Here is a 21,112-nt window from a genome sequence, read left to right as displayed (position 1 = left end):
GTCTTATTTGTGAAAACAATAACCTCAAGGTATATGGGGACCTATTTCCCATATACCTTTCTTACTGAAGAATATAAAAAAGTAAAAACCATGGAGGTGTTCCCCCTTGCTAAAATATATCGGAAGACGCTTAGTCTATATGATTATCACACTATTTGTGATTGTAACTGTGACATTCTTCTTAATGCAAGCAGCACCGGGCGGGCCATTTTCAGGTGAGAAAAAGCTTCCACCTGAAATTGAAGCAAACTTAAATACGCACTATGGCTTGGACAAGCCGCTGTTTGTACAATACGTCAGTTATTTGAAATCAGTTGCAATGTGGGATTTCGGACCATCATTTAAATATAAAGGTCAGAGTGTTAACGACCTGATCAATTCAGGTTTCCCCGTTTCATTCACTCTTGGAGCAGAAGCTATTCTCCTCGCTTTAGCGTTAGGTGTATTGTTTGGAGTCATTGCAGCTCTTTACCATAATAAGTGGCAGGATTATACCGTCGCGATTTTAACGATATTTGGTATTTCAGTTCCAAGCTTTATCATGGCGGCTGTTCTGCAATATGTGTTCTCCATGAAGCTTGGGCTGTTTCCGGTCGCGGGGTGGGAGTCCTGGGCATACACCTTTTTGCCTTCAATCGCACTTGCTTCCATGCCGATGGCGTTCATTGCCAGACTTTCCCGTTCAAGCATGATCGAAGTGTTAAACAGTGATTATATCCGCACTGCGAAAGCGAAAGGGCTGTCCCGTCCAGCAGTTACAGTGCGGCACGCCATTCGAAACGCGCTTTTGCCGGTTGTTACATACATGGGCCCGATGGCCGCCCAGGTCTTAACGGGAAGTTTTATCATTGAAACGATTTTTGGGATCCCGGGTCTTGGTTCACACTTCGTAAACAGTATTACAAACCGTGATTATACAGTCATTATGGGTGTAACGGTGTTCTTCAGTGTCATCCTGCTATTGTGTGTATTAATCGTAGACGTGCTTTACGGCATTATTGATCCGAGAATCAAGCTTTCCAAAGCAAAGAAAGGAGCCTAGGCCATGCAGAACATTCCGAAAAACATGTTTGAACCAGCCGCAGCGAATGCCGGCGATGCAGAAAAAATAAGTAAAAAGAGCCTTTCCCTCTGGAAAGATGCGATGCTTCGCTTCCGCAGCAATAAGCTTGCAATGGTCGGGCTTATCATTATCGTGCTCATTATCCTTATGGCCATTTTTGCGCCGATGTTCTCAAGGTATGATTATTCAACTACTAATCTCTTAAATGCGGATAAGCCGCCTTCAAAAGATCACTGGTTCGGCACAGATGATCTTGGACGGGACATTTTCGTCCGTACATGGGTAGGAGCGCGAATCTCAATCTTTATCGGTGTCGCAGCCGCTGTTCTTGATTTGCTGATCGGCGTCATTTGGGGGAGCATTTCAGGCTTCCGCGGAGGAAGAACAGATGAAATTATGATGCGTATCGCTGATATCCTTTGGGCAGTTCCTTCATTATTAATGGTTATCTTACTGATGGTTGTTCTTCCGAAAGGGCTATTTACGATTATTATTGCCATGACGATTACGGGCTGGATTAACATGGCCAGAATCGTGCGCGGACAAGTGCTGCAGCTGAAGAATCAAGAGTATGTGCTTGCTTCACAGACACTGGGTGCGAAAACATCCCGTCTGCTGTTTAAACATATCGTGCCAAACGCAATGGGTTCCATTTTGGTCACGATGACATTGACAGTTCCTACTGCGATTTTCACAGAGGCCTTTTTAAGCTATTTGGGACTCGGTGTCCCGGCTCCGCTGGCAAGCTGGGGAACGATGGCTTCTGACGGATTGCCTGCATTGACCTATTATCCGTGGCGTTTATTCTTCCCTGCAGGATTTATCTGCATTACAATGTTTGGCTTTAACGTTGTCGGCGATGGATTAAGAGACGCATTGGATCCTAAGTTACGTAAATAAGGGAGTGATACGGGTGACACGCCTATTAGAAGTAAAAGATTTAGCAATTTCATTTAAAACATATGGCGGAGAGGTCCAAGCGATCCGCGGAGTGAATTTCCATCTGGAAAAAGGAGAGACGCTGGCTATCGTCGGAGAATCAGGGTCCGGAAAAAGTGTAACCTCTCAGGCGATTATGAAGCTGATTCCAATGCCTCCGGGTTATTTCAAACGCGGTGAAATCCTGTTTGAAGGGAAGGATCTGGTGCCGCTGTCCGAAAAAGAAATGCAAAATGTCCGGGGAAAAGAGATCGGCATGATATTTCAGGATCCGATGACCTCCTTAAATCCAACGATGAAGGTCGGTAAACAAATTACGGAAGTGCTTTTTAAACACGAAAAGATCTCAAAGGAAGCGGCTAAAAAACGCGCGGTTGAACTGCTGGAATTAGTCGGTATCCCAATGCCGGAAAAGCGAGTGAACCAATTTCCGCACGAATTTTCAGGCGGTATGAGGCAGCGGGTTGTCATCGCCATGGCGCTTGCGGCGAATCCGAAGCTTTTGATCGCCGACGAGCCGACCACTGCACTTGATGTAACGATTCAAGCACAAATTCTGGAATTGATGAAGGGTTTGCAAAAGAAAATTGACACGTCCATCATCTTTATCACACACGATCTTGGTGTTGTGGCAAACGTTGCTGACCGGGTCGCTGTCATGTACGCGGGACAGATTGTAGAAACAGGTACGGTAGACGAAATTTTCTACGATCCGAGACATCCGTATACTTGGGGGCTTCTTGCATCCATGCCGACACTGGAAAGTTCAGGAGAGGAAGAGCTGACTGCCATTCCGGGCACGCCGCCTGATTTGACAAACCCGCCAAAAGGAGATGCTTTTGCCCCGCGGAGCCCTTATGCGATGAAAATCGATTTTGAACAGGAGCCGCCAATGTTTAAGGTATCTGATACTCATTATGTCAAATCGTGGCTGCTTCATCCCGACGCGCCAAAGGTAGAGCCGCCTGAAGCGGTAAAAGCGAAAATGCGTAAACTTGCAAACACGTATGAAAAACCTGTCTTAGTGAGAGAAGGTGAATAAATTGACTGAAAAACTATTAGAAATCAAACATTTAAAACAGCACTTTGTCACACCGAGAGGAACGGTTAAGGCTGTAGATGATTTATCATTTGATATCTATAAAGGTGAAACATTAGGGCTGGTTGGTGAATCTGGCTGCGGTAAATCGACAACAGGCCGAAGCATTATCCGGCTGTACGAAGCAACCGATGGTGAGGTGCTGTTCAACGGCGAAAATGTGCACGGGAAAAAATCGCGGAAAAAGCTGCTGGAATTCAACCGCAAAATGCAGATGATTTTCCAAGACCCATATGCGTCCCTGAATCCGAGAATGACAGTTGCTGATATTATTGCTGAAGGGCTTGATATTCATAAGCTGGCGAAAACGAAAAAAGAGCGGATGCAGCGGGTTCATGAACTATTGGAAACAGTGGGATTGAACAAGGAACACGCGAATCGCTATCCCCATGAATTTTCCGGTGGCCAGCGCCAAAGAATCGGGATTGCCAGAGCGCTTGCTGTTGATCCGGAATTCATTATCGCAGATGAACCGATTTCCGCTTTGGATGTATCCATTCAAGCGCAGGTCGTGAATTTAATGAAAGAACTGCAAAAAGAAAAAGGGCTCACATACCTGTTTATTGCCCACGATTTATCGATGGTCAAATACATCAGCGACCGCATTGGAGTTATGTATTTCGGGAAACTGGTTGAGCTTGCGCCGGCAGATGAGCTTTATGAGAATCCGCTTCATCCATATACAAAATCATTGCTTTCTGCGATTCCGCTTCCAGATCCGGACTATGAGAGAAATCGAGTCCGCCAGAAATATGATCCGTCCGTCCATCAATTAAAAGATGGGGAAACGATGGAATTCCGTGAAGTCAAACCGGGACATTTTGTGATGTGCACGGAAGCCGAATTTAAAGCTTTTTCATGATTCATCAATCCTTCAAGAGAATCTCTTGAAGGATTTTTTTGCGTCCTCATAGAAAGTGAGAATGATAACATTTACAATTAGAGGAAAATAGCGGAGGCGAAATACAATTCAATTTCTGCATAACAAAAATGTTTTTGCGCTATTGCTGTCTCAATCTCTTCAATCCTTAGCAGGAGTCCTTGTCACAATCGTTTTAATGGTCCGTGTTTATCAAATGACTGACTCCGTTTTTTTGGCTGGACTCGTATTATCGTTCATGTCGTTTGCAAGTATAGCTGCAAGCTTTTGCGTCTCTCCGGTGCTTCGCAATCTCGGTTTTAAAAAGGTGCTTGCGGGCGCAAATCTGCTGAGAGCGGTCTTTACAATCCTGATGGCATACAGTGTCACTCATCACGGACAGGCATTCTTTTGGATTACGCTGCTGTTTGTGTTCTGTTTTTCCTTCGCGGGCGCTTTTTTTCAGCCGGCAAGATTCGCGCTGCTGCCGATTATTGTTCCAAAAGAGCACTATGTAAAAGCGAATGGCGTGATCTCCCTTTCGAATCAATTGTTCTTAACAGCAGGCTGGGGCCTTGGAGGCCTTCTGACATATGCCGTCCCTTTTGAAGTCGTTGTCGGTGCAGCCATTTGCCTGTTTGTTCTTTCGGGAGTTTCCCTCAAGGGGCTTCATATAAATGAAAAAACGACTGATGAAACAGATGAAAAAGCATCTGGCAGAAGTATATGGAAGGATTTAATGATTATTCCTATTGTAAGAGACATTACTTTTATGGACATGATAGAAGCTTTGGCGGGTTCTGTTTGGTCGTCTGCTATTCTTCTCGCCTTTACTGCGGTTGTTTTACATGAAACAGAAGCGTGGTGGGGGATGTTTAACGCTTCTTATTTTATAGGTGCCATTGTCGGCAGTGTGATTGCCATTCGTTTTTCTGCTTTTTTTGAGCGGAACATGGGCTGCGCTATTATTTTCTGCTCGCTTGTGATGGCGGCGCTGACCCTTCTGTTCTCAATTTCTACAATCCCGTTTTTATGCGCGCTGGCTTGTGCCGCAATGGGGCCTTTTTATCAGGTGCGTGATATTTGCCAGGAAACCATGCTGCAGGAGGTTATTCCCGAACAGAAACGTATCGGAATCATGGCTGCAAAAAATGCAATTTTAACTCCTTGGTCAGGTGTCACCTACTCCATTATGGGGTTAGTGGCTGATGCGGCTGGTGCGAAAACAGCTTTTATTGCAGCTGCTGCATTATATATCATGACGTTTCTGATTGCACTGGCACAGCCCCGGCTTGTTCATTACAGGCGGGAAAACCGGGTTCAATGAGATGCACTTCAGAATAAACGGAGCAGCTGGCTCCGTTCATTCTGAAAAAAAATGAAACCATGGCGGAAGTTCGTACGTCTTTATAGATGTAAGGCTGTTTAAACAAGAAGAAATGGGGTATATCTAAAAGTATGAAGACAATGAACTCATAAGGAGCAAATCAATGAACTGGTATGAAAAGCTTAGCGAGTACTTTCCAATTGAAGAAATGAAATCAAAAGCGCATATGGAAGCTCTTCTGAAAGAGCGAAGCGATATTTATCATAAAGATGAAGGCAAACATCATATTTTAATGTTTGCGGAATTCGATTCTTTTATTTTCGTTGATTATCTGTATGTGTCTAAGGATGCAAGAGGGCAGGGGCTTGGCGGCAAATTGATCGCAAAGCTGAAAAAGAAAAATAAGCCCATATTGCTCGAGGTGGAACCTGTGGATGAAGATGATACTGATACAGAAAAACGCCTGAGGTTTTATCAAAGAGAGCATTTCAAGCATGCTCAATCAATTGGGTACCGTCGCCGGTCATTGGCTACGAATGAAGTAAACAAGATGGAGATTCTGTATTGGTCACCGAAAACAGAATCAGAAGAAGAAATTCTTGAAGCCATGAAACAGACATATGAAAACATTCATACTTATAAAGATGAGAAATGGTACGGAGAATCGTACGAAAAAACGGATGAGGTCTTGGAAATCATCGATGAAGAAAAACAAAAAAATATTTTCGATCAGTTAAGCTAATTGAGAATAAGAACATATCATGAACATTAAAAATTTGCTGGATTGACACATTTTTTTCTTAGGATACTGTTCACACTTACTTTTTTATAGTATAATACCTGTAAAGATTCCTTTTTTAGAGTAATTTCAATTTAAGAATAAAATAGATGTTCATCCTACTAATTAGAGGAGTGAAGATGAATGGTTACACTATACACATCACCAAGCTGTACTTCATGCAGAAAGGCGAGAGCGTGGCTCGAGGAGCACGAGATTCCATTTGTAGAAAGAAACATTTTCTCTGAACCTTTATCAATTGATGAAATAAAACAAATTCTTCGAATGACTGAGGACGGAACAGATGAAATCATCTCAACCCGTTCAAAAGTATTCCAAAAACTCAATGTGAACGTTGAATCTATGCCGCTGCAAGATTTGTACCGCTTGATCAACGAGCATCCAGGTTTGCTTCGCCGTCCGATCATCATCGACGAAAAACGTTTGCAAGTCGGATATAACGAAGACGAAATCAGACGTTTCCTGCCAAGAAAAGTTCGCTCTTTCCAATTAAGAGAAGCACAGCGTTTGGCAAACTAATAGATCGTATCATCAAAAGAAGGCTGAGTCATCAGCCTTCTTTTTTAGATAGTTGACAAAATCCTAAAACGGTTTTTTGTTTTAGGATTTTGTTACCTTTTCAGTTCAGCGTGATTGAAAACCTTTGAAGTCTAGGAAGGCCGAGCATTGGAGCACAACGAATATGTTTATTCGTGAGCACCGACGCGCAGGTCTGACAACGAATGCAAAGGTTTGTCGACACGCTGAAAGAAGGCTGAGTCATCAGCCTCCTTTTATTTTTCAACCTGCTGGTAATAAATGCTCGCAAGAATGACAAAGGCAACCGTCAAAATGGGGAGGAGTGTTTCGACTGTGCCGTGCTGCGCCATAAAAAGTGACAGCTTTTTGTCTCTGACAATCATTTCTCCGCCAGTATAAGCAAGCAGCCCGCTTCCCGCGTAAATCAGAAGCGGTATTTTCCCTAGTGCAAAATGGATGAGTTTGCTGCCCCAAATAATAACCGGAACCGATACACACAAACCTATGACGACGAGAGAAAACTCACCGTGTGATGCTCCTGCAACTGCGATGACATTGTCCAGCGACATAAAGAGATCTGCAAGCACAATCGTTCGTATCGCTCTCCACAAAGAGGTGCTGCTTTTAATGTGCTGAGTATCTTTTTTTTCGATCAGCAGCTGATATCCTAAATACAGCAGGAAAATTCCGCCGGCGCACTGCAAGAACGGAATGTTCAAAAGATATACTGCTGCACTTGTTAATCCGATTCTCATGGCAACGGCTATAAATGTTCCGAGAATAATAGCTTGCTGTCTTTGCTTGTCCGGCAAATGTCTGCTGGCCATGGCAATGACGACCGCATTATCTCCGCCAAGGATCAGGTCGATCCCAACAATTACAAGCAGAGAAATCAGATAGTCATGCTCCATGAATCGGCACCTCGCTTTCAGTCCTTCGCTTGTACTACTACTATATGAGACAGGCCGCATTTTATGATATCAGCAGCCTGAACTGCCGTTTTTTAGGTAAAGGTGCATTTTTATTTCTTTTGTGACTGTTTTATCATAAAATAGAAATACAAAGGAATTCACACTGGCCTTGCTTAAGGTTAAGATGTGGACGGAATGGGTAAAGTGTAGTAAAGTACAATTAATCGGGAGCTTAGATGTCCCTTCAACATCTTATATAGAAGGGAAGGTTGGCAAATGGAAATTGAAAGAATTAACGAGCATACAGTAAAATTTTATATGTCTTACGGAGATATTGAAGATCGCGGTTTTGACAGAGAAGAAATTTGGTATAACCGTGAGCGCAGTGAAGAACTGTTCTGGGAAGTCATGGATGAAGTTCATGAAGAAGAGGAATTCGCTGTGGAAGGCCCTCTTTGGATTCAAGTTCAGGCGCTTGACAAAGGATTAGAAATCATCGTCACAAAAGCCCAGCTTTCCAAAGACGGACAAAAGCTCGAACTGCCGATTCCTGAGGATAAAAAGCAAGAACCAGCATCTGAGGACCTTGACGCCTTGCTGGATGATTTCCAGAAAGAAGAGCAGGCCGTCAATCAGGAAGAGAAGGAGCAAAAGCTTCAATATGTCTTGCGATTTGGCGATTTTGAGGATGTTATTTCTCTATCTAATTTGAACGTTAACGGAAGCAAAACGACTTTATATTCGTTTGAGAACCGATATTATTTATATGTGGATTTTTGCAATATGACTGATGAAGAGGTTGAAAATCAGCTAAGCATCCTGCTGGAGTACGCAAATGAATCCTCAATCAGCATACACCGTCTTGAAGAGTACGGCAAGCTGATTATTTCAGAGCATGCTCTAGAAACGATAAAAAAACACTTTGCATCATAGCAAACCGATTTCTTTCCGGAAATCGGTTTTTTTTGTGCACGAAAATGTCCTTTTAGAGATGTGAAAAATCAAAAACGCACGTACAAGCGGAACATACAGCAAACAGGAGTTGATCATTTTATCCAGAAAGTATACCTCAACTGGAAAGGAGAGATGACAATTGTTTAGTGCTGTGACTGAAGACGGTCAAATGTTTCACCTTCTGGGCGCTCAGCAAAGCCAAAAATTAAAGCGGAAACGATTCTTCTGTCCGGTATGCGGAGAAGAGCTTGCTGTGAAGCTCGGACTTCAAAAAGCGCCGCATTTTGCCCATAAACAGAACAAGTCCTGCTCCATAGACATAGAACCGGAAAGCGCCTACCATTTAGAAGGAAAAAGACAGCTGTACGTATGGCTGAAAACGCAAAAGGCTTCTCCCATATTGGAACCGTATATAAAGGAAATCAACCAAAGACCGGACGTCATGGCAAGGATCAAGGAGCGTATGCTTGCTGTTGAATATCAATGTGCCACGATCAGTCCGGATGTCTTTCAAAAGCGGACAGAGGGCTTCAAACAAGCAGGGATCATCCCGCAGTGGATTATGGGACACAGCCGCTTACAACGGACTGCTTCGTCCTTTTATCAGCTTTCAGCTTTTCATTGGCAGTTTATCAATGCAAACCCATACAGAGAACTGATATGTTATTGTCCGGAAAGGCGTTCTTTTCTCCGGCTCAGCCACATCATTCCATTCTACACAACCCATTCTTATTCCTCAGTCCAAACGATCCCTATCCATCGGGCAGGTATAGACGATCTTTTTTTTACTGAACCGAAATCCTCAATTCAATATTCAGGCTGGACGAAAGCGATACACCGTTTTCGCCATAAACCCCATCGGTTTAACTCAAAGGAAACAAATCGCCTTAAGCAGCTGTTTTATGAGAAGCGGCAGACGCCCTTTTCTTTTCTGCCGACTGAAGTGTTTGTTCCTGTTGTAAAAGGGGCAGTTTTTAAGAGTCCGGTTTTTGTGTGGCAGGGGTTTCTTTACCTGTTTATCACGGATCTTGGAGAGAAACATGCGCCAATTCGTTTTTCAGCCGTTTTACAGCAATGCAAACTGCACATTCATAAAAAGAACATGGCACTCAGATTCGAATGCAGCGAAGAGTGTCTTTCTGAAGCTGTTAAACAGTACATTGATTTTTTGTGCAAGAAGGGATTTTTAAGGGAGACTCAGAAAGAAGTATATGTGCTGAACCAGCCTGCAGATGGCATTCGCTCAATGCAGGATCTCATAGAAAGAGACCGCAGCTGTTTTATAGAATGAGTTTGTCTGATTTGGCTCACCCTAAGACAAAGGTGGTGGGCTGGCTGTGAACGGCACAAAAGGAAAGGTTTTTCGTGTTTTTACTGCTTTTTTGGCATTCGTTCTCTTCATTACTGCATATGATTTGACAAAAGGCAGTGAAAAACCGGAAGATATTCACAACACAAGTTTATTGAGAAACAGTTGCTTTTTCAATTGGCTTGAATCAAAGAAGACGAGGGGGATCACCATGGCTGAGGAAAAAAAAGCAAATCAACTGCCTGACAGAAGTGAGGTAAAGGCAGAAGACACATGGAGACTTGAGGATATTTTTCCTAGTGATGAGGCCTGGAATAAAGAATTTCAAGCTGTAAAAGAATTAATTCCGAATTTATCTAAGTATAAAGGAAAGCTGGCCGATTCAGCTGATCATTTATACGAGGCTCTTACGTACCAAGATAAAGTGATGGAGCGGCTGGGAAGGCTGTACACATATGCGCATATGCGCTCTGACCAGGATACCGGGAACTCCTTTTACCAAGGGCTGAATGACAAGGCGGGAAACCTGTATACACAGGCCGCAAGCGCGACAGCTTATTTGGTTCCTGAAATTTTATCCATAGAAGAAGACAAACTGCAGCAGTTCATTCTTGAAAAAGAAGAATTAAAGCTGTACTCTCATGCGATTGAGGAGATTACAAAAGAACGTCCGCATGTGCTGAGCGAGAAGGAAGAGGCGCTGCTTGCTGAGGCTTCCGAGGTATTAGGATCATCTTCAAATACATTCAGCGTGTTAAATAACGCAGATATTACGTTCCCGTCCATTAAAGACGAAGATGGGAATGAAAAACAGATCACACACGGCAACTTTATTAATTTCTTGGAAAGTGAAAACCGCGAAGTCCGCAAAAATGCGTTTGACGCAGTGTATAAAACGTACGGACAATATAAAAACACAATGGCCACGACACTAAGCGGCACTGTGAAAAAGGACAACTTCTACGCGAGAGTGAAAAAGTACAAGTCAGCGCGTGAGGCTGCGCTTTCTAACAACAGCATTCCTGAGGAAGTATACGATAACCTCGTGAAGACGATTAATAAGCATTTGCCTCTTCTTCACCGATATATCGCGCTGAGAAAGAAAGTGCTAGAGCTTGATGAAGTGCATATCTATGATCTGTATACACCGCTTGTGAAGGATGCGGGGATGAAGGTGACATACGAGGAAGCCAAAGATTACATGCTGAAAGGCCTCGCACCTTTAGGGGAGGAATATGCCTCTATCTTAAAAGAAGGACTGGAAAACCGCTGGGTGGACGTTTATGAAAATAAAGGAAAACGCAATGGCGCTTATTCATCAGGAGCTTACGGCACGAATCCGTATATTTTGATGAACTGGCATGATAACGTCAATAATCTCTTTACGCTCGTGCACGAGTTTGGACATTCCGTACACAGCTACTATACGAGAAAGCACCAGCCATATCCATACGGCAATTACAGCATCTTTGTCGCAGAAGTTGCTTCTACGACAAATGAAGCGCTTCTTGGCGAATATCTGCTGAATAATTTAGAGGATGAAAAACAGCGTTTATATATTCTCAACCATATGCTTGAAGGCTTTAGGGGAACGGTCTTCAGACAAACGATGTTTGCCGAGTTTGAACACCTGATCCATACAAAGGCGCAAGAAGGCGAGCCGCTTACACCTGAGCTCCTGACAAATGTTTATTACGATCTGAATAAAAAGTATTTCGGAGACGGCATGGTGATTGATAAGGAAATCGGCCTTGAATGGTCGCGGATTCCGCACTTCTATTACAATTACTATGTGTATCAGTATGCGACGGGGTACAGCGCTGCCCAAGCATTAAGCAGCCAGATTTTGAAGGAAGGGAAGCCTGCGGTTGACCGTTATATTGACTTCCTGAAAGCGGGAAGCTCACAATACCCGATTGATGTCCTGAAAAAAGCGGGCGTTGATATGACGTCTCCAGAGCCAATCGAAGCTGCTTGCAAAATGTTTGAAGAAAAACTCGATGAAATGGAAGAGCTGCTGATGAAAGTCAAGCAGTCTTAAAAAAAATAAGCCTGTGCGGAAATGACGCACAGGCTTTTTTAAAACCCTTTAAAGGTTTTCCGGTGATTCAAGCGGTAGAGGGTAAACAAAATAGACAGAAACAGCAGAGGAGAGGTAATATAAAGCGGCAGCATATGCATCATGCCTAAGATATTCAGACAGAAAAAAACGGCAATGCACACAATCGAGATCAAAATAGACATCATGGCGGTCCTCCTCGTCCTTTTTCCTTATAAGGATATGAGTGAATGAACTCCGTTATGTTTTGTGACAAAAATATGAACATTAAGCATAGAGGTTGTCAAAAGTCGACATCTTTTGTTATCATAAGGATGTGAAATTGATCACAAACAAACATTACCCCTTTGTTTGACCGTGAAAAATTTCTCCCATCCCCTTTGTTGTCGTTAAGACATATGAAACCGCGCTTATCCCGGCGCGGTTTCTTTAGTATTAAATTTAGAACATACGTTTGGTTTTAGCGCAAAAAAACAGCCTCAAGCATATGCACACCTGCGGCTATTTTTCACATGATTGATATTCATCAGAATAAGTGCTGAGAGACTTCCAAAACATTCCGTGTTTGGCCTCCACTTTGGCAACCTTTTTAGCAAACGCCAATTTTTTCATTTCTTTTTCTACCTCTTCAAGGCTCAGGTCATATACAAGAGCAATTTCCTTCGAGGCAACGAAGCGGAAATATTCAATAAAACATTCTAAAGGCGGTGTTTCCGACGGCTTCGGCTCGTCGCCAAGCATCTCAAATAAAATTTCTTCATATACATCATATGAGTAGCTGCCAGGAACTTTAAGCCCTTCATCCTCATGCTGCGTATTGAAGAACGTCAGTGTCGGATTAACAGAAACATCCATCTCAGCAGCAATTTTCATGTCACATTGAAGCGCCTTGACCGCGCTTTGAGAATGCAGATCTTTTTTAAATTCTTCAAGATCGAGACTTGTATTTTCAGCAATCTCCAAAAGCACATTTTCATCGGTGATGTTTTTCTTTGAAACAAATAGGCTCTCCTGCATATTTCTGAGAAATTGCATACCGGCTTTTCTTCCTTGCAATTCGGCTGCTTTAAAAGCGAGAGCAGCCATATAAGGTGATGAAAGCGGCTGATCTTGCTCGAACCAGAGATTGCCGTCACACGACATGCCTGAGCGGCTCGCGATCTTTTCCCATGCTTCTGCGAGGAGATGCTTTTTTCGCTTTTTATTTAAAGCGGTAAGGCTTGCGGAAGCGATAATGCGTAAGGTGAAAAAACGTCCGTATCTAATTTTCAGCTTTTTGATGACGGGCTCTAAGGACCAGCATTCAGGACATAAAGGGTCTACAAACATATAAATCTCAAGCGGTTTTTTTGGATGACCATGGCAATGGGCGAAGTATAGCTCATGCTGATAGTTTGTCAAGATGATCGATCCTCCGCTTCCGTTTGATTCACCATATGCCTTGCTGTCAACTCCAGCCGGCCAAACAAAAACTCGCGAATTTCGCCCTCCAGCCCTACATGGTCCATTGCGTCCTTCATACAGCTGAGCCACGCATCAGCTCTCTCGTTTGTAATTGGAAAGGGAAGATGCCTTGCTCTGAGCATAGGATGGCCGTGTTCCTCAGTATAAAGAGGAGGCCCGCCTAAATACTGAGTTAAGAATTGCTTCTGTTTCCTGGCGGTTTCTGTCAAATCGCTCGGAAAAATCGGCTTCAGCAAAGGATGAGACGCGACACGCTCATAAAAAGTATCAACAAGTTGCGATAGAAGTTCCTCTCCAATCGCTTCATAAGGTGCGTTAAACGATTGTCCCATGTTGACTACTCCTTTAAATATGGCTAATAGGAATCATAAATCCTATTGCAAAAAGTAATTTTCTGTATTTCATTGTTTCATCTAGGTTTATTTTAGCAACAAGGCATCATTTCTACAAACAAACTGCCTTTTTTGCGTATGATGACTCATTTCGGCTGACAGCCGGGGTTTGTATTTCATATCATATCACATAAAAATCAGGAATGCGTAAGATTTCACTTCGCAAAAAAACCAGAGGGGGAGCCCTCTGGTTACGCGTAATAAGTTGAAGTTATTTTTTTTACATAGTTTTGCGTTTCTTGGAAAGGAGGAATGCCTCCGTACCGGTCAACATTCCCCGGTCCGGCGTTGTAAGCCGCTAATGCCATAGACACATTGCCGTCGTATTTATCCAACATTTGTTTTAAATATTTCGTTCCGCCCTCCACATTTTGCTGCGGATCAAGCGGGTTGGAAACGCCTAGTGAGCTTGCTGTTGATGGCATCAGCTGCATGAGGCCCATCGCACCTGCTCCGCTGACCGCTTTTGCATTAAAGCCTGATTCCTGCTTGATGATGGCACGAATCAGTTTTTCATCGACGCCATATTTATCAGCGGCTTTTTTAATCGCACTGTCAACGGAGAAGTCTCCCGAACTGATCTGATTTGCTTCATGTTTGTTTGAAGCTGAATCTGCAGCAGCTGTTTCGGTGTTTTCTGCCGCTTTTGTGATTGAACCTGAATTGCTGCTCGTATATGAGTTGAGCCCATACGCTGAAAGCAGTGACGGCGCTGTTGTATTCGCGCTGTTCAGCATGCTGAGCGGGCTTGGCGATGAAGAAGGTGCTGATTGCTGAGATGCCAGATCGTTTGTATATTGGCTGAGCAAAGAGCTGAAACTTGAAAGCGGGCTTTCCGTATTCTGAGTGTCCGAGCTGCTGCGTGCATTAGATATGGACTGTAGTGCCTGAAGCTGAAGTAAAGCTGCCCAATTCGTTACATTCACGATGTCATTCCACCTTATATAGACTTTCGTTTTTCTTCATAAAAACGCAGAATTTTATTTTTGGTTTCGCGCTGAGGAATGCTGAATTGCTGAAGCAGCTTCTCGAAGGCTTGTCTGCCCTCATGCCAATCCGCCGCCTCAAATTCAATTTCATAGTCCTCTTTATTTAAATATCGGCTGTGGTCTAAAACTATTAAGCCTTTTTCTGTTTCTTTTTCCGCTCGGTTTGTTGCTAAAGATCCAAAGTATCGAATGGCATCCGTATCGATCTGAAGCTTGTGCAGCTGGTCCTTCACAGGGCCCTCGGGAACTGAAAATGCAGCTAGATCTGATACCTCTGAAAGCTGCTGGTGCGTTTCCAGAAGCCCCACATCAGCCGGCTCTTTTAATGTAAGGACATACTTTCCGTTTTTTCTGCGGATACGAAGCGCTGCATGTTTTTGTTTCAGCGCAAAGCTGTCTGTATCAAAATAATGATTCTTTTGATCTGTAAAATCTTTTTCTGTCAGCTGGAGTGCCGCTGTTATGTTTTTGAATTCTTGTTTGGTCAGCATATTTTTAAATTCGATTTCAATTTCTTGGGTCATGATGATCTTCCTTTCCGCCCTGTAAATCTTATTTTTACTATTATCTCTTTAGATGTTTGGTTTATCAATATCGAGCTTGATATGATAAAATGAATCTGAACTTTGTTTAAAAAGGAGAGCATTATGCAAAACAGAATCGAAATTTTGAACGCAACATTATCGGATGATCAGCTTCGCCTTGCCTGTCAGACAGAAGGAGACGAAGCAGCACGCAAGCCGTCAGGTCAAATGCTTGTTGATTCTGACCACTTTGCTTTTGTATACATAATTGAATTAGCTGATTCTTTTGAATATGTCATTATAAAGGAACATGTATGGCCGGAATTGAAGCAGGCCCATGCACAAAAAATACCGGTCTTATTAGAGGCAGGAGACCAAACGATTGAACTGGCAGGCCTGCATGAGGAGCTGGAATATCTTTTAGAAAATATAAAAGATAACGCAAACTATGGAGAAGAGATGGAAGAAAAAGTGAAACGCGTGTTTTTATAGAAACTGGTTCGGAATTGGGGGATGTATGATGGATGACAAACAATGGGAGCGTTTTTTAGTGCCGTACCGCCAGGCTGTCGAAGAGTTGAAAGTGAAGCTCAAGGGGATCCGCACACTATATGAATACGAGGACGACCATTCACCGATCGAATTTGTGACCGGACGCGTCAAGCCTGTGGCAAGCATACTTGAAAAAGCGAGACGGAAAAGCATACCGCTGCATGAAATTGAAACCATGCAGGATATCGCTGGCCTTAGAATCATGTGCCAATTTGTCGATGACATCCAAATCGTAAAAGAGATGCTTTTTGCCAGAAAAGATTTCACCGTTGTGGATCAGAGGGATTATATTGCGGAACATAAAGAGAGCGGATACCGGTCTTATCATCTTGTTGTACTATATCCTTTGCAGACGGTGTCCGGGGAAAAGCATGTTCTCGTGGAAATACAGATCCGAACACTGGCGATGAATTTTTGGGCGACCATTGAGCATTCATTGAATTATAAATACAGCGGAAACATTCCTGAAAAAGTGAAACTAAGGCTTCAGCGCGCTTCTGAAGCGGCTTCCCGGCTTGACGAAGAGATGTCGGAGATCAGGGGTGAAGTACAGGAAGCTCAAGCTGCCTTTTCAAGAAAGAAAAAAGGAAGCGAGCAACAATAGGTAAAGGGGAAGAAGAGCATGAAATTTGCCGTATCATCAAAAGGAGATCAAGTTTCTGATACGCTGAAAAGCAAAATACAGGCGTATTTATTGGATTTTGATATGGAACTGGATGAAAATGAACCGGAAATCGTTATTTCGGTCGGAGGCGACGGAACGCTTTTGTATGCTTTTCACAGATACAGCGACCGCTTGGACAAAACAGCATTTGTCGGTGTTCACACAGGTCATCTGGGGTTTTATGCCGACTGGGTTCCTCATGAAATTGAAAAACTTGTTCTCGCAATTGCGAAAACGCCGTATCATACTGTCGAATATCCGCTTCTCGAAGTCATTGTGACCTATCACGAAAACGAGCGGGAAGAAAGATACTTAGCCTTGAATGAATGTACGATTAAAAGCATAGAAGGAAGCCTTGTTGCTGATGTGGAAATCAAGGGGCAGCTCTTTGAAACCTTCCGGGGCGACGGCCTCTGCCTGTCAACGCCATCAGGCAGCACAGCCTACAATAAGGCGCTGGGCGGAGCGATAATCCATCCGTCTATCAGGGCGATCCAGCTTGCGGAAATGGCATCTATTAATAACCGCGTGTTCCGTACGGTCGGATCACCTCTGCTTCTCCCATCCCATCATGATTGCATGATTAAGCCGAGAAACGAAGTTGACTTTCAAGTGACGATTGACCATTTAACCCTTCTTCATAAGGATGTGAAGTCGATCCGCTGCCAGGTTGCATCCGAAAAAGTGCGGTTTGCGAGATTCCGTCCGTTTCCATTTTGGAAAAGAGTCCAGGATTCGTTTATTGGAAAAGGTGAATAGAAAGAGGACGTATCGTGGAGCATTTTTATATCAGAAAGTACATTACTTCCGCCGAGGACGGGATGACTGTAAAAGAATATGCCGGTGAACTCGGAATTTCAAAACGTCTGCTGACCGATATTAAGTTTGGCGGGGGAGACCTGCTGATCAACGGCGAGCATGTGACGGTTAAAGCCATTTTGAAAGAGGGAGATCTTCTTATCGTGAAGTTTCCTGAGGAACAGGTGAGCGAGACGCTGCTGGCAGAGCCTGTTCCGCTCGATATTCTTTATGAGGATGAACATGTGCTTGTGATAAACAAGCAGCCGTATGTGTCATCAATCCCTTCGAGAGAGCACCCCTCCGGCAGCATTGCCAATGGAATTATTCATCATTATCAAAAAAACGGAGTGAGGGCGACAGTTCATCTTGTCACCCGGCTAGACCGGGATACATCGGGAGTCATGCTTGTTGCCAAGCATCGATTTGCCCACTCCATTTTATCGTCAGCGCAAAAAAACGGACTCGTGAAACGCCGGTATGCAGCAGTGGTTCATGGGCGGATGGCGCAGATGGAGGGAACAGTCGATGCCGCGATCGGCAGACATCCTGACAGTATAATTGAACGGACGGTAACGCCAGACGGCCAGAAGGCTGTTACGCATTTTTATGTCACATGTGCACATGACGATATGAGCTCGGTGACGTTGCAGCTTGAGACTGGACGAACCCATCAAATTCGTGTTCATATGAGCTATCTCGGGCACCCGTTGTGCGGCGACACACTGTACGGCGGAACGAGACGGGACATTGGCCGGCAGGCTCTGCACAGCGAGCATCTTTCGTTTATCCATCCGCTGACACAGGAGAACATGACGTTTCATGCTTCATTGCCTCAGGATATGAGAAAACTGATAAAAGGAGAGAATCATTGATTCTCTCCTTTTTTATATGGGACGAAATCTTGATTCGTCGTAAGGCAGGGAGCTTGGAACAGAGACGGTTTCTATTTCTGGAAAGCGAAAGCCTGTCAATTTATTTCCGAACACGCAGCCTGTATCAATGTTGATGGTGCGATTAACCTTCCAAGGCTCTTTCACTGGTGTATGGCCGTATACCACCCAAGCCTTCCCGTTATAGGCTGCCGCCCAATCACGCCTGACGGGTCTGCCGTCCGGATATGTTTCACCTGTCACATCACCGTAAAGCACAAAGTCCTTCACTCTGCGGGTATATTTGCCAATATCGTCAGCTCTTATGCCAGCATGGGCGACAACCAATTCTCCATTATGTAAGATGTCGTAAAGCGGCGCTGTTTCGTACAGCTTCATAAACTGTTCGCTGACTGATTTTCTCTCATCCTTGGAAAGTTCCTCAAGCTCTGCCGCTGTTGTTTCGAGACCATGCATCACTTTTACCGGATTGCCTTTTAAGTAGCGGTACAGCTTATTGCAATGGTTTCCCGGGACATAACGTACAGCACCTTTTTCGTAAGCGCTGGCTACAAATCGGATGACCTCTATCGATTTGGGCCCTCTGTCAGTTAAATCTCCGGCAAAAACAAGCACCCTGCCTTCTTCGTGGACAGGTACTCCATTTTTGATTGTATAACCAAGCTTTTGGATTAATGCAGTCATTTCGTCATAGCAGCCATGAATATCGCTGATGATATCGTAAACCATGCGGTATCCTCCTTACCGATTGTTTTATTTATTATGAAGCAAAGTGTTGTGAGTCATCACAAGCTTTTATGTGCAAATTATAGAAGAAGAATCATTTTCTAAACAGGATTAAGAGCTTATCACTTTATTTTTCATCATAACCCTTGTTAAAATCGCGTTATGTTTTTTAAAAATGAGGTTTTGTTCTTTGATTGAGAACTAGCATAACCCTGACTAAAAAAGGAGGTTCTGATTATGGCGCATACATCTGTCGCATCTTTAGTTGTTGTACTTATCGTTGCATTTTTGACACCCATCCTTTTGCATCGGTTTAAACTCAGCATCCCGGTTGTTGTTGCTGAAATCATTATGGGGCTGATTATTGGGAAAAGCGGCCTTAATTTAGTTGTGGAGGGTGACACCTGGCTCCAAACACTCTCTATGCTCGGATTTATCTTTTTAATGTTTTTAAGCGGGCTTGAAATTGATTTTTCATCTTTTGAGAAAGGGAAGAAAAAGCAGCTCCTGCCGAACGGTAAGGAAGCGCCTAATACGTTTGCTGCGGCATCTATTATTTTCGTCGGTATTTTTATTTTATCATTGCTGCTGTCCTATGGCTTCGTCTTGGCGGGTTTTATTCAAAATGCATTTTTGATGACCCTGATTATTTCAACGATTTCGTTAGGCGTTGTCGTTCCAACATTAAAAGAAGAACGGATCATGAATTCGAATATCGGGCAGATTATTTTGCTCGTTGCTGTTATTGCTGATTTGGCTACGATGATTCTTCTTGCTGTTTTTTCTTCTTTATACGGAGAGGACAGCGGAAACATGTGGCTCCTGATGATCCTGTTTGCGGCCGGAGTGGTGCTTTACTTTTTTGGCAGGGTCTTCAAACATCGCTCTTTTGTTCAATCCATGTCAAAAGGGACGATCCAGATTGGGACGCGTGCCATTTTTACGTTAATTATTGTACTCGTTGCCCTGTCTGAATCACTTGGGGCGGAAAATATTCTCGGCGCTTTCTTAGCGGGGGTTCTTGTTTCCCTGCTTTCGCCAAACAAAGAACTTGTTCAGCAGCTAGACTCATTCGGTTATGGGTTCTTAATACCGATTTTCTTCGTGATGGTCGGTGTGAAGCTTGATATTTGGACTCTTTTCCAGGATAAAACAATTTTAATCATGATCCCGCTTCTGCTTCTGGCGCTGTTAGTGAGCAAAATCATTCCTGTCATGTACCTAAAGAAGTGGTATGATAACCGAACCATTTTCGCGTCCGGTTTCCTGCTGACATCAACGCTTTCGCTCGTGATTGCCGCTGCAACAATCGGCCAGCAGCTTCACGTGATCAGCGCAAATATGTCAGGAGCGCTCATTTTAGTAGCTGTCATCGCAAGTATTTTTACGCCGATCTGTTTTAAAAAGTTGTACAAACGGGAAGAGCAGCCGGAGGAGAAAAAGACGATTACGTTCATCGGCGCCAATCAAATGACTTTGCCTGTCACACTTGAATTGCCAGAGGAAGAGTATGACGTGCGTGTTGTGCACGTCTACCAAGAGAATGCAGAGGAAAAGCTGTCGGAATCAGTGTTTGCTGTTGAAACAATTTCTGACTATGAACACGAGACGCTTGAATCACTCGGCATTTTTGAAACGGATATCCTCGTTGTGGCGACCGGGAATGAAGATATGAATGCAGACATTGCATTACTTGCAAAAGAAAAAGGCACAGAAAGAGTCATTGCAAGCGTAGGATCACCGGAGCATGAAGCAGTTCTGAAGGAGCAGGGAATCAGCATCTTTTCTATTCTGCTGTCGACAAAAACGCTGCTCCGCGCTCTGATTGAAGCGCCTGGCGTCATGAAGCTGCTCACGAACCAGGAGTCTTCCCTGTATCAAATTAATATGGAGAACAGTAAATACGACGGTGTGATATTACGGGAATTCCCTTTAACCGGCGACGTCATCTTTGTCAGGATTTTCAGAGGTGTAGACAGCATCGTTCCTCATGGGGATACAAGGCTGAAACTTGGAGACCGCTTAATTGTCACCGGATCTCGGGGATATGTAACGGATCTTAAGAAAACATTGGAAGGATAAATCTTGACCAAATAAGGATTCGTGTTAATATAGAGGTGCAGAACAATTCAATATGTATTCGTTTAACCACTAGGGGTGTCCTTCATAAGGGCTGAGATAAAAGTGTGACTTTTAGACCCTCATAACTTGAACAGGTTCAGACCTGCGTAGGGAAGTGGAGCGGTATTTGTGTTATTTTACTATGCCAATT

At 43.7% G+C, this 21,112-nt stretch carries 24 protein-coding genes and 1 riboswitch; of the genes, 16 read left to right on the top strand and 8 right to left on the bottom strand.

Annotated features, from left to right (window positions below):
* The first annotated feature begins 106 nt into the window (after positions 1–106).
* The 7 genes from oppB (at position 107) to spx (ending at position 6,605) form a co-directional block, all read left to right on the top strand.
* Complete coding sequence (gene oppB / locus QA442_RS16330) at positions 107–1,042, top strand: oligopeptide ABC transporter permease OppB (protein WP_014479444.1); 936 nt, start codon at positions 107–109, stop codon at positions 1,040–1,042.
* A gap of 3 nt (positions 1,043–1,045) precedes the next feature.
* Entirely contained in the window at positions 1,046–1,963 is a 918-nt protein-coding gene (gene oppC, locus QA442_RS16325; protein ID WP_003232954.1) for an oligopeptide ABC transporter permease OppC, read from the top strand.
* Between the two features lie 4 nt (positions 1,964–1,967).
* The gene (gene oppD / locus QA442_RS16320; protein ID WP_095432623.1) at positions 1,968–3,044 is read left to right on the top strand and encodes an oligopeptide ABC transporter ATP-binding protein OppD; all 1,077 of its coding nucleotides are present in this window, start codon (positions 1,968–1,970) and stop codon (positions 3,042–3,044) included.
* A gap of 1 nt (position 3,045) precedes the next feature.
* On the top strand, positions 3,046–3,963 hold the full coding sequence (gene oppF, locus QA442_RS16315; RefSeq protein ID WP_003239287.1) for an oligopeptide ABC transporter ATP-binding protein OppF: 918 nt from the start codon (positions 3,046–3,048) through the stop codon (positions 3,961–3,963).
* A 106-nt stretch (positions 3,964–4,069) separates the two neighbouring features.
* Positions 4,070–5,287: an MFS transporter gene (locus tag QA442_RS16310; protein ID WP_095432622.1), complete on the top strand. Its 1,218-nt coding sequence runs from the start codon at positions 4,070–4,072 to the stop codon at positions 5,285–5,287.
* 163 nt (positions 5,288–5,450) lie between these two features.
* Positions 5,451–6,029, top strand: coding sequence for a GNAT family N-acetyltransferase (locus tag QA442_RS16305; RefSeq protein WP_003244921.1), 579 nt, complete (start codon positions 5,451–5,453; stop codon positions 6,027–6,029).
* A 180-nt stretch (positions 6,030–6,209) separates the two neighbouring features.
* The gene (gene spx / locus QA442_RS16300; protein ID WP_003245483.1) at positions 6,210–6,605 is read left to right on the top strand and encodes a transcriptional regulator Spx; all 396 of its coding nucleotides are present in this window, start codon (positions 6,210–6,212) and stop codon (positions 6,603–6,605) included.
* Between the two features lie 254 nt (positions 6,606–6,859).
* Here the strand turns inward: spx and QA442_RS16295 are convergent, their stop codons facing one another.
* The gene (locus QA442_RS16295; RefSeq protein WP_040083448.1) at positions 6,860–7,516 is read right to left on the bottom strand and encodes a TerC family protein; all 657 of its coding nucleotides are present in this window, start codon (positions 7,514–7,516) and stop codon (positions 6,860–6,862) included.
* Positions 7,517–7,685: 169 nt separating this feature from the next.
* Between QA442_RS16295 and QA442_RS16290 the strand changes: the two genes are divergently transcribed.
* Both QA442_RS16290 and mecA read left to right on the top strand, forming a co-directional pair.
* Positions 7,686–7,826 (top strand): hypothetical protein, encoded by a 141-nt coding sequence (locus tag QA442_RS16290; RefSeq protein WP_134975725.1) that lies wholly within the window; start codon positions 7,686–7,688, stop codon positions 7,824–7,826.
* Complete coding sequence (gene mecA, locus QA442_RS16285; RefSeq protein WP_095432621.1) at positions 7,793–8,449, top strand: adaptor protein MecA; 657 nt, start codon at positions 7,793–7,795, stop codon at positions 8,447–8,449. The genes QA442_RS16290 and mecA overlap by 34 nt, the downstream gene beginning before the upstream one ends.
* Here mecA and QA442_RS16280 read toward each other — a convergent pair.
* On the bottom strand, positions 8,444–8,566 hold the full coding sequence (locus QA442_RS16280; protein ID WP_141237732.1) for a hypothetical protein: 123 nt from the start codon (positions 8,564–8,566) through the stop codon (positions 8,444–8,446). The two genes, mecA and QA442_RS16280, sit on opposite strands and share 6 nt — an antisense overlap.
* Positions 8,567–8,639: 73 nt before the next feature.
* Here QA442_RS16280 and QA442_RS16275 point away from each other — a divergent pair, with 73 nt between their 5' ends.
* Together QA442_RS16275 and pepF are read left to right on the top strand one after the other, a co-directional pair.
* Positions 8,640–9,761 carry a competence protein CoiA gene (locus QA442_RS16275; protein ID WP_279474515.1) on the top strand — a complete coding sequence of 374 codons (1,122 nt, stop codon included), beginning with the start codon at positions 8,640–8,642 and terminating at the stop codon, positions 9,759–9,761.
* Between the two features lie 229 nt (positions 9,762–9,990).
* Entirely contained in the window at positions 9,991–11,820 is a 1,830-nt protein-coding gene (pepF, locus tag QA442_RS16270; protein WP_168780813.1) for an oligoendopeptidase F, read from the top strand.
* A 38-nt stretch (positions 11,821–11,858) separates the two neighbouring features.
* On the opposite strand, the gene QA442_RS16265 is transcribed toward pepF, so the two are convergent.
* From QA442_RS16265 to QA442_RS16245, 5 genes are all read right to left on the bottom strand, one after another.
* A complete protein-coding gene (locus QA442_RS16265; protein WP_069839006.1) occupies positions 11,859–12,026 on the bottom strand; it encodes a hypothetical protein in 168 nt (55 codons plus the stop codon).
* Between the two features lie 313 nt (positions 12,027–12,339).
* Complete coding sequence (gene spxH / locus QA442_RS16260) at positions 12,340–13,239, bottom strand: protease adaptor protein SpxH (protein ID WP_041521296.1); 900 nt, start codon at positions 13,237–13,239, stop codon at positions 12,340–12,342.
* A complete protein-coding gene (locus QA442_RS16255) occupies positions 13,236–13,634 on the bottom strand; it encodes a globin domain-containing protein (RefSeq protein WP_003232928.1) in 399 nt (132 codons plus the stop codon). The genes spxH and QA442_RS16255 overlap by 4 nt, the downstream gene beginning before the upstream one ends.
* Before the next feature lie 251 nt (positions 13,635–13,885).
* Entirely contained in the window at positions 13,886–14,620 is a 735-nt protein-coding gene (cwlQ, locus tag QA442_RS16250; RefSeq protein ID WP_255220421.1) for a bifunctional muramidase/murein lytic transglycosylase, read from the bottom strand.
* Positions 14,621–14,634: 14 nt separating this feature from the next.
* Positions 14,635–15,207, bottom strand: a complete 573-nt coding sequence (locus tag QA442_RS16245; RefSeq protein WP_014663539.1) for a CYTH domain-containing protein — start codon at positions 15,205–15,207, stop codon at positions 14,635–14,637.
* Positions 15,208–15,330: 123 nt separating this feature from the next.
* On the opposite strand from QA442_RS16245, the gene QA442_RS16240 reads away from it, so the two are divergent.
* From QA442_RS16240 to QA442_RS16225, 4 genes are read left to right on the top strand one after another with little or no spacing between them, the layout of a single operon-like run.
* Positions 15,331–15,699, top strand: coding sequence for a UPF0738 family protein (locus QA442_RS16240; protein ID WP_071582219.1), 369 nt, complete (start codon positions 15,331–15,333; stop codon positions 15,697–15,699).
* Positions 15,700–15,727: 28 nt separating this feature from the next.
* Entirely contained in the window at positions 15,728–16,363 is a 636-nt protein-coding gene (gene yjbM / locus QA442_RS16235; protein ID WP_003245294.1) for a GTP diphosphokinase, read from the top strand.
* A gap of 18 nt (positions 16,364–16,381) precedes the next feature.
* Complete coding sequence (locus tag QA442_RS16230; RefSeq protein WP_003232918.1) at positions 16,382–17,182, top strand: NAD kinase; 801 nt, start codon at positions 16,382–16,384, stop codon at positions 17,180–17,182.
* A gap of 14 nt (positions 17,183–17,196) precedes the next feature.
* Positions 17,197–18,096, top strand: coding sequence for an RluA family pseudouridine synthase (locus QA442_RS16225; protein ID WP_176465955.1), 900 nt, complete (start codon positions 17,197–17,199; stop codon positions 18,094–18,096).
* 12 nt (positions 18,097–18,108) lie between these two features.
* Here QA442_RS16225 and prpE read toward each other — a convergent pair whose 3' ends face one another.
* The gene (gene prpE, locus QA442_RS16220) at positions 18,109–18,843 is read right to left on the bottom strand and encodes a bis(5'-nucleosyl)-tetraphosphatase PrpE (protein WP_095432619.1); all 735 of its coding nucleotides are present in this window, start codon (positions 18,841–18,843) and stop codon (positions 18,109–18,111) included.
* A 234-nt stretch (positions 18,844–19,077) separates the two neighbouring features.
* Here prpE and QA442_RS16215 point away from each other — a divergent pair, with 234 nt between their 5' ends.
* Positions 19,078–20,922 (top strand): monovalent cation:proton antiporter family protein, encoded by a 1,845-nt coding sequence (locus QA442_RS16215; protein ID WP_014663543.1) that lies wholly within the window; start codon positions 19,078–19,080, stop codon positions 20,920–20,922.
* Positions 20,923–20,983: 61 nt separating this feature from the next.
* A riboswitch (TPP riboswitch) is annotated at positions 20,984–21,092 on the top strand.
* Positions 21,093–21,112: the final 20 nt, after the last annotated feature.

Source organism: Bacillus stercoris (assembly GCF_029772985.1).
GTDB lineage: Bacteria > Bacillota > Bacilli > Bacillales > Bacillaceae > Bacillus > Bacillus stercoris.
The sequence above is the reverse complement of the archived record's forward strand: the minus strand, read 5'-3'. Positions and strand labels throughout refer to the sequence as shown.

What these genes read in the sequence shown, in the direction of transcription:
- QA442_RS16280 (WP_141237732.1), bottom strand. Translation starts at nt 8,566, where the DNA reads ATGATCAACTCCTGTTTGCTGTATGTTCCGCTTGTACGTGCGTTTTTG.
- QA442_RS16230 (WP_003232918.1), top strand. Translation starts at nt 16,382, where the DNA reads ATGAAATTTGCCGTATCATCAAAAGGAGATCAAGTTTCTGATACGCTG.
- pepF (WP_168780813.1), top strand. Translation starts at nt 9,991, where the DNA reads ATGGCTGAGGAAAAAAAAGCAAATCAACTGCCTGACAGAAGTGAGGTA.
- QA442_RS16275 (WP_279474515.1), top strand. Translation starts at nt 8,640, where the DNA reads ATGTTTCACCTTCTGGGCGCTCAGCAAAGCCAAAAATTAAAGCGGAAA.
- QA442_RS16295 (WP_040083448.1), bottom strand. Translation starts at nt 7,516, where the DNA reads ATGGAGCATGACTATCTGATTTCTCTGCTTGTAATTGTTGGGATCGAC.
- mecA (WP_095432621.1), top strand. Translation starts at nt 7,793, where the DNA reads ATGGAAATTGAAAGAATTAACGAGCATACAGTAAAATTTTATATGTCT.
- QA442_RS16240 (WP_071582219.1), top strand. Translation starts at nt 15,331, where the DNA reads ATGCAAAACAGAATCGAAATTTTGAACGCAACATTATCGGATGATCAG.
- QA442_RS16255 (WP_003232928.1), bottom strand. Translation starts at nt 13,634, where the DNA reads ATGGGACAATCGTTTAACGCACCTTATGAAGCGATTGGAGAGGAACTT.
- QA442_RS16265 (WP_069839006.1), bottom strand. Translation starts at nt 12,026, where the DNA reads ATGATGTCTATTTTGATCTCGATTGTGTGCATTGCCGTTTTTTTCTGT.
- spx (WP_003245483.1), top strand. Translation starts at nt 6,210, where the DNA reads ATGGTTACACTATACACATCACCAAGCTGTACTTCATGCAGAAAGGCG.
- oppC (WP_003232954.1), top strand. Translation starts at nt 1,046, where the DNA reads ATGCAGAACATTCCGAAAAACATGTTTGAACCAGCCGCAGCGAATGCC.
- QA442_RS16245 (WP_014663539.1), bottom strand. Translation starts at nt 15,207, where the DNA reads ATGACCCAAGAAATTGAAATCGAATTTAAAAATATGCTGACCAAACAA.
- QA442_RS16305 (WP_003244921.1), top strand. Translation starts at nt 5,451, where the DNA reads ATGAACTGGTATGAAAAGCTTAGCGAGTACTTTCCAATTGAAGAAATG.
- yjbM (WP_003245294.1), top strand. Translation starts at nt 15,728, where the DNA reads ATGGATGACAAACAATGGGAGCGTTTTTTAGTGCCGTACCGCCAGGCT.
- prpE (WP_095432619.1), bottom strand. Translation starts at nt 18,843, where the DNA reads ATGGTTTACGATATCATCAGCGATATTCATGGCTGCTATGACGAAATG.
- QA442_RS16215 (WP_014663543.1), top strand. Translation starts at nt 19,078, where the DNA reads ATGGCGCATACATCTGTCGCATCTTTAGTTGTTGTACTTATCGTTGCA.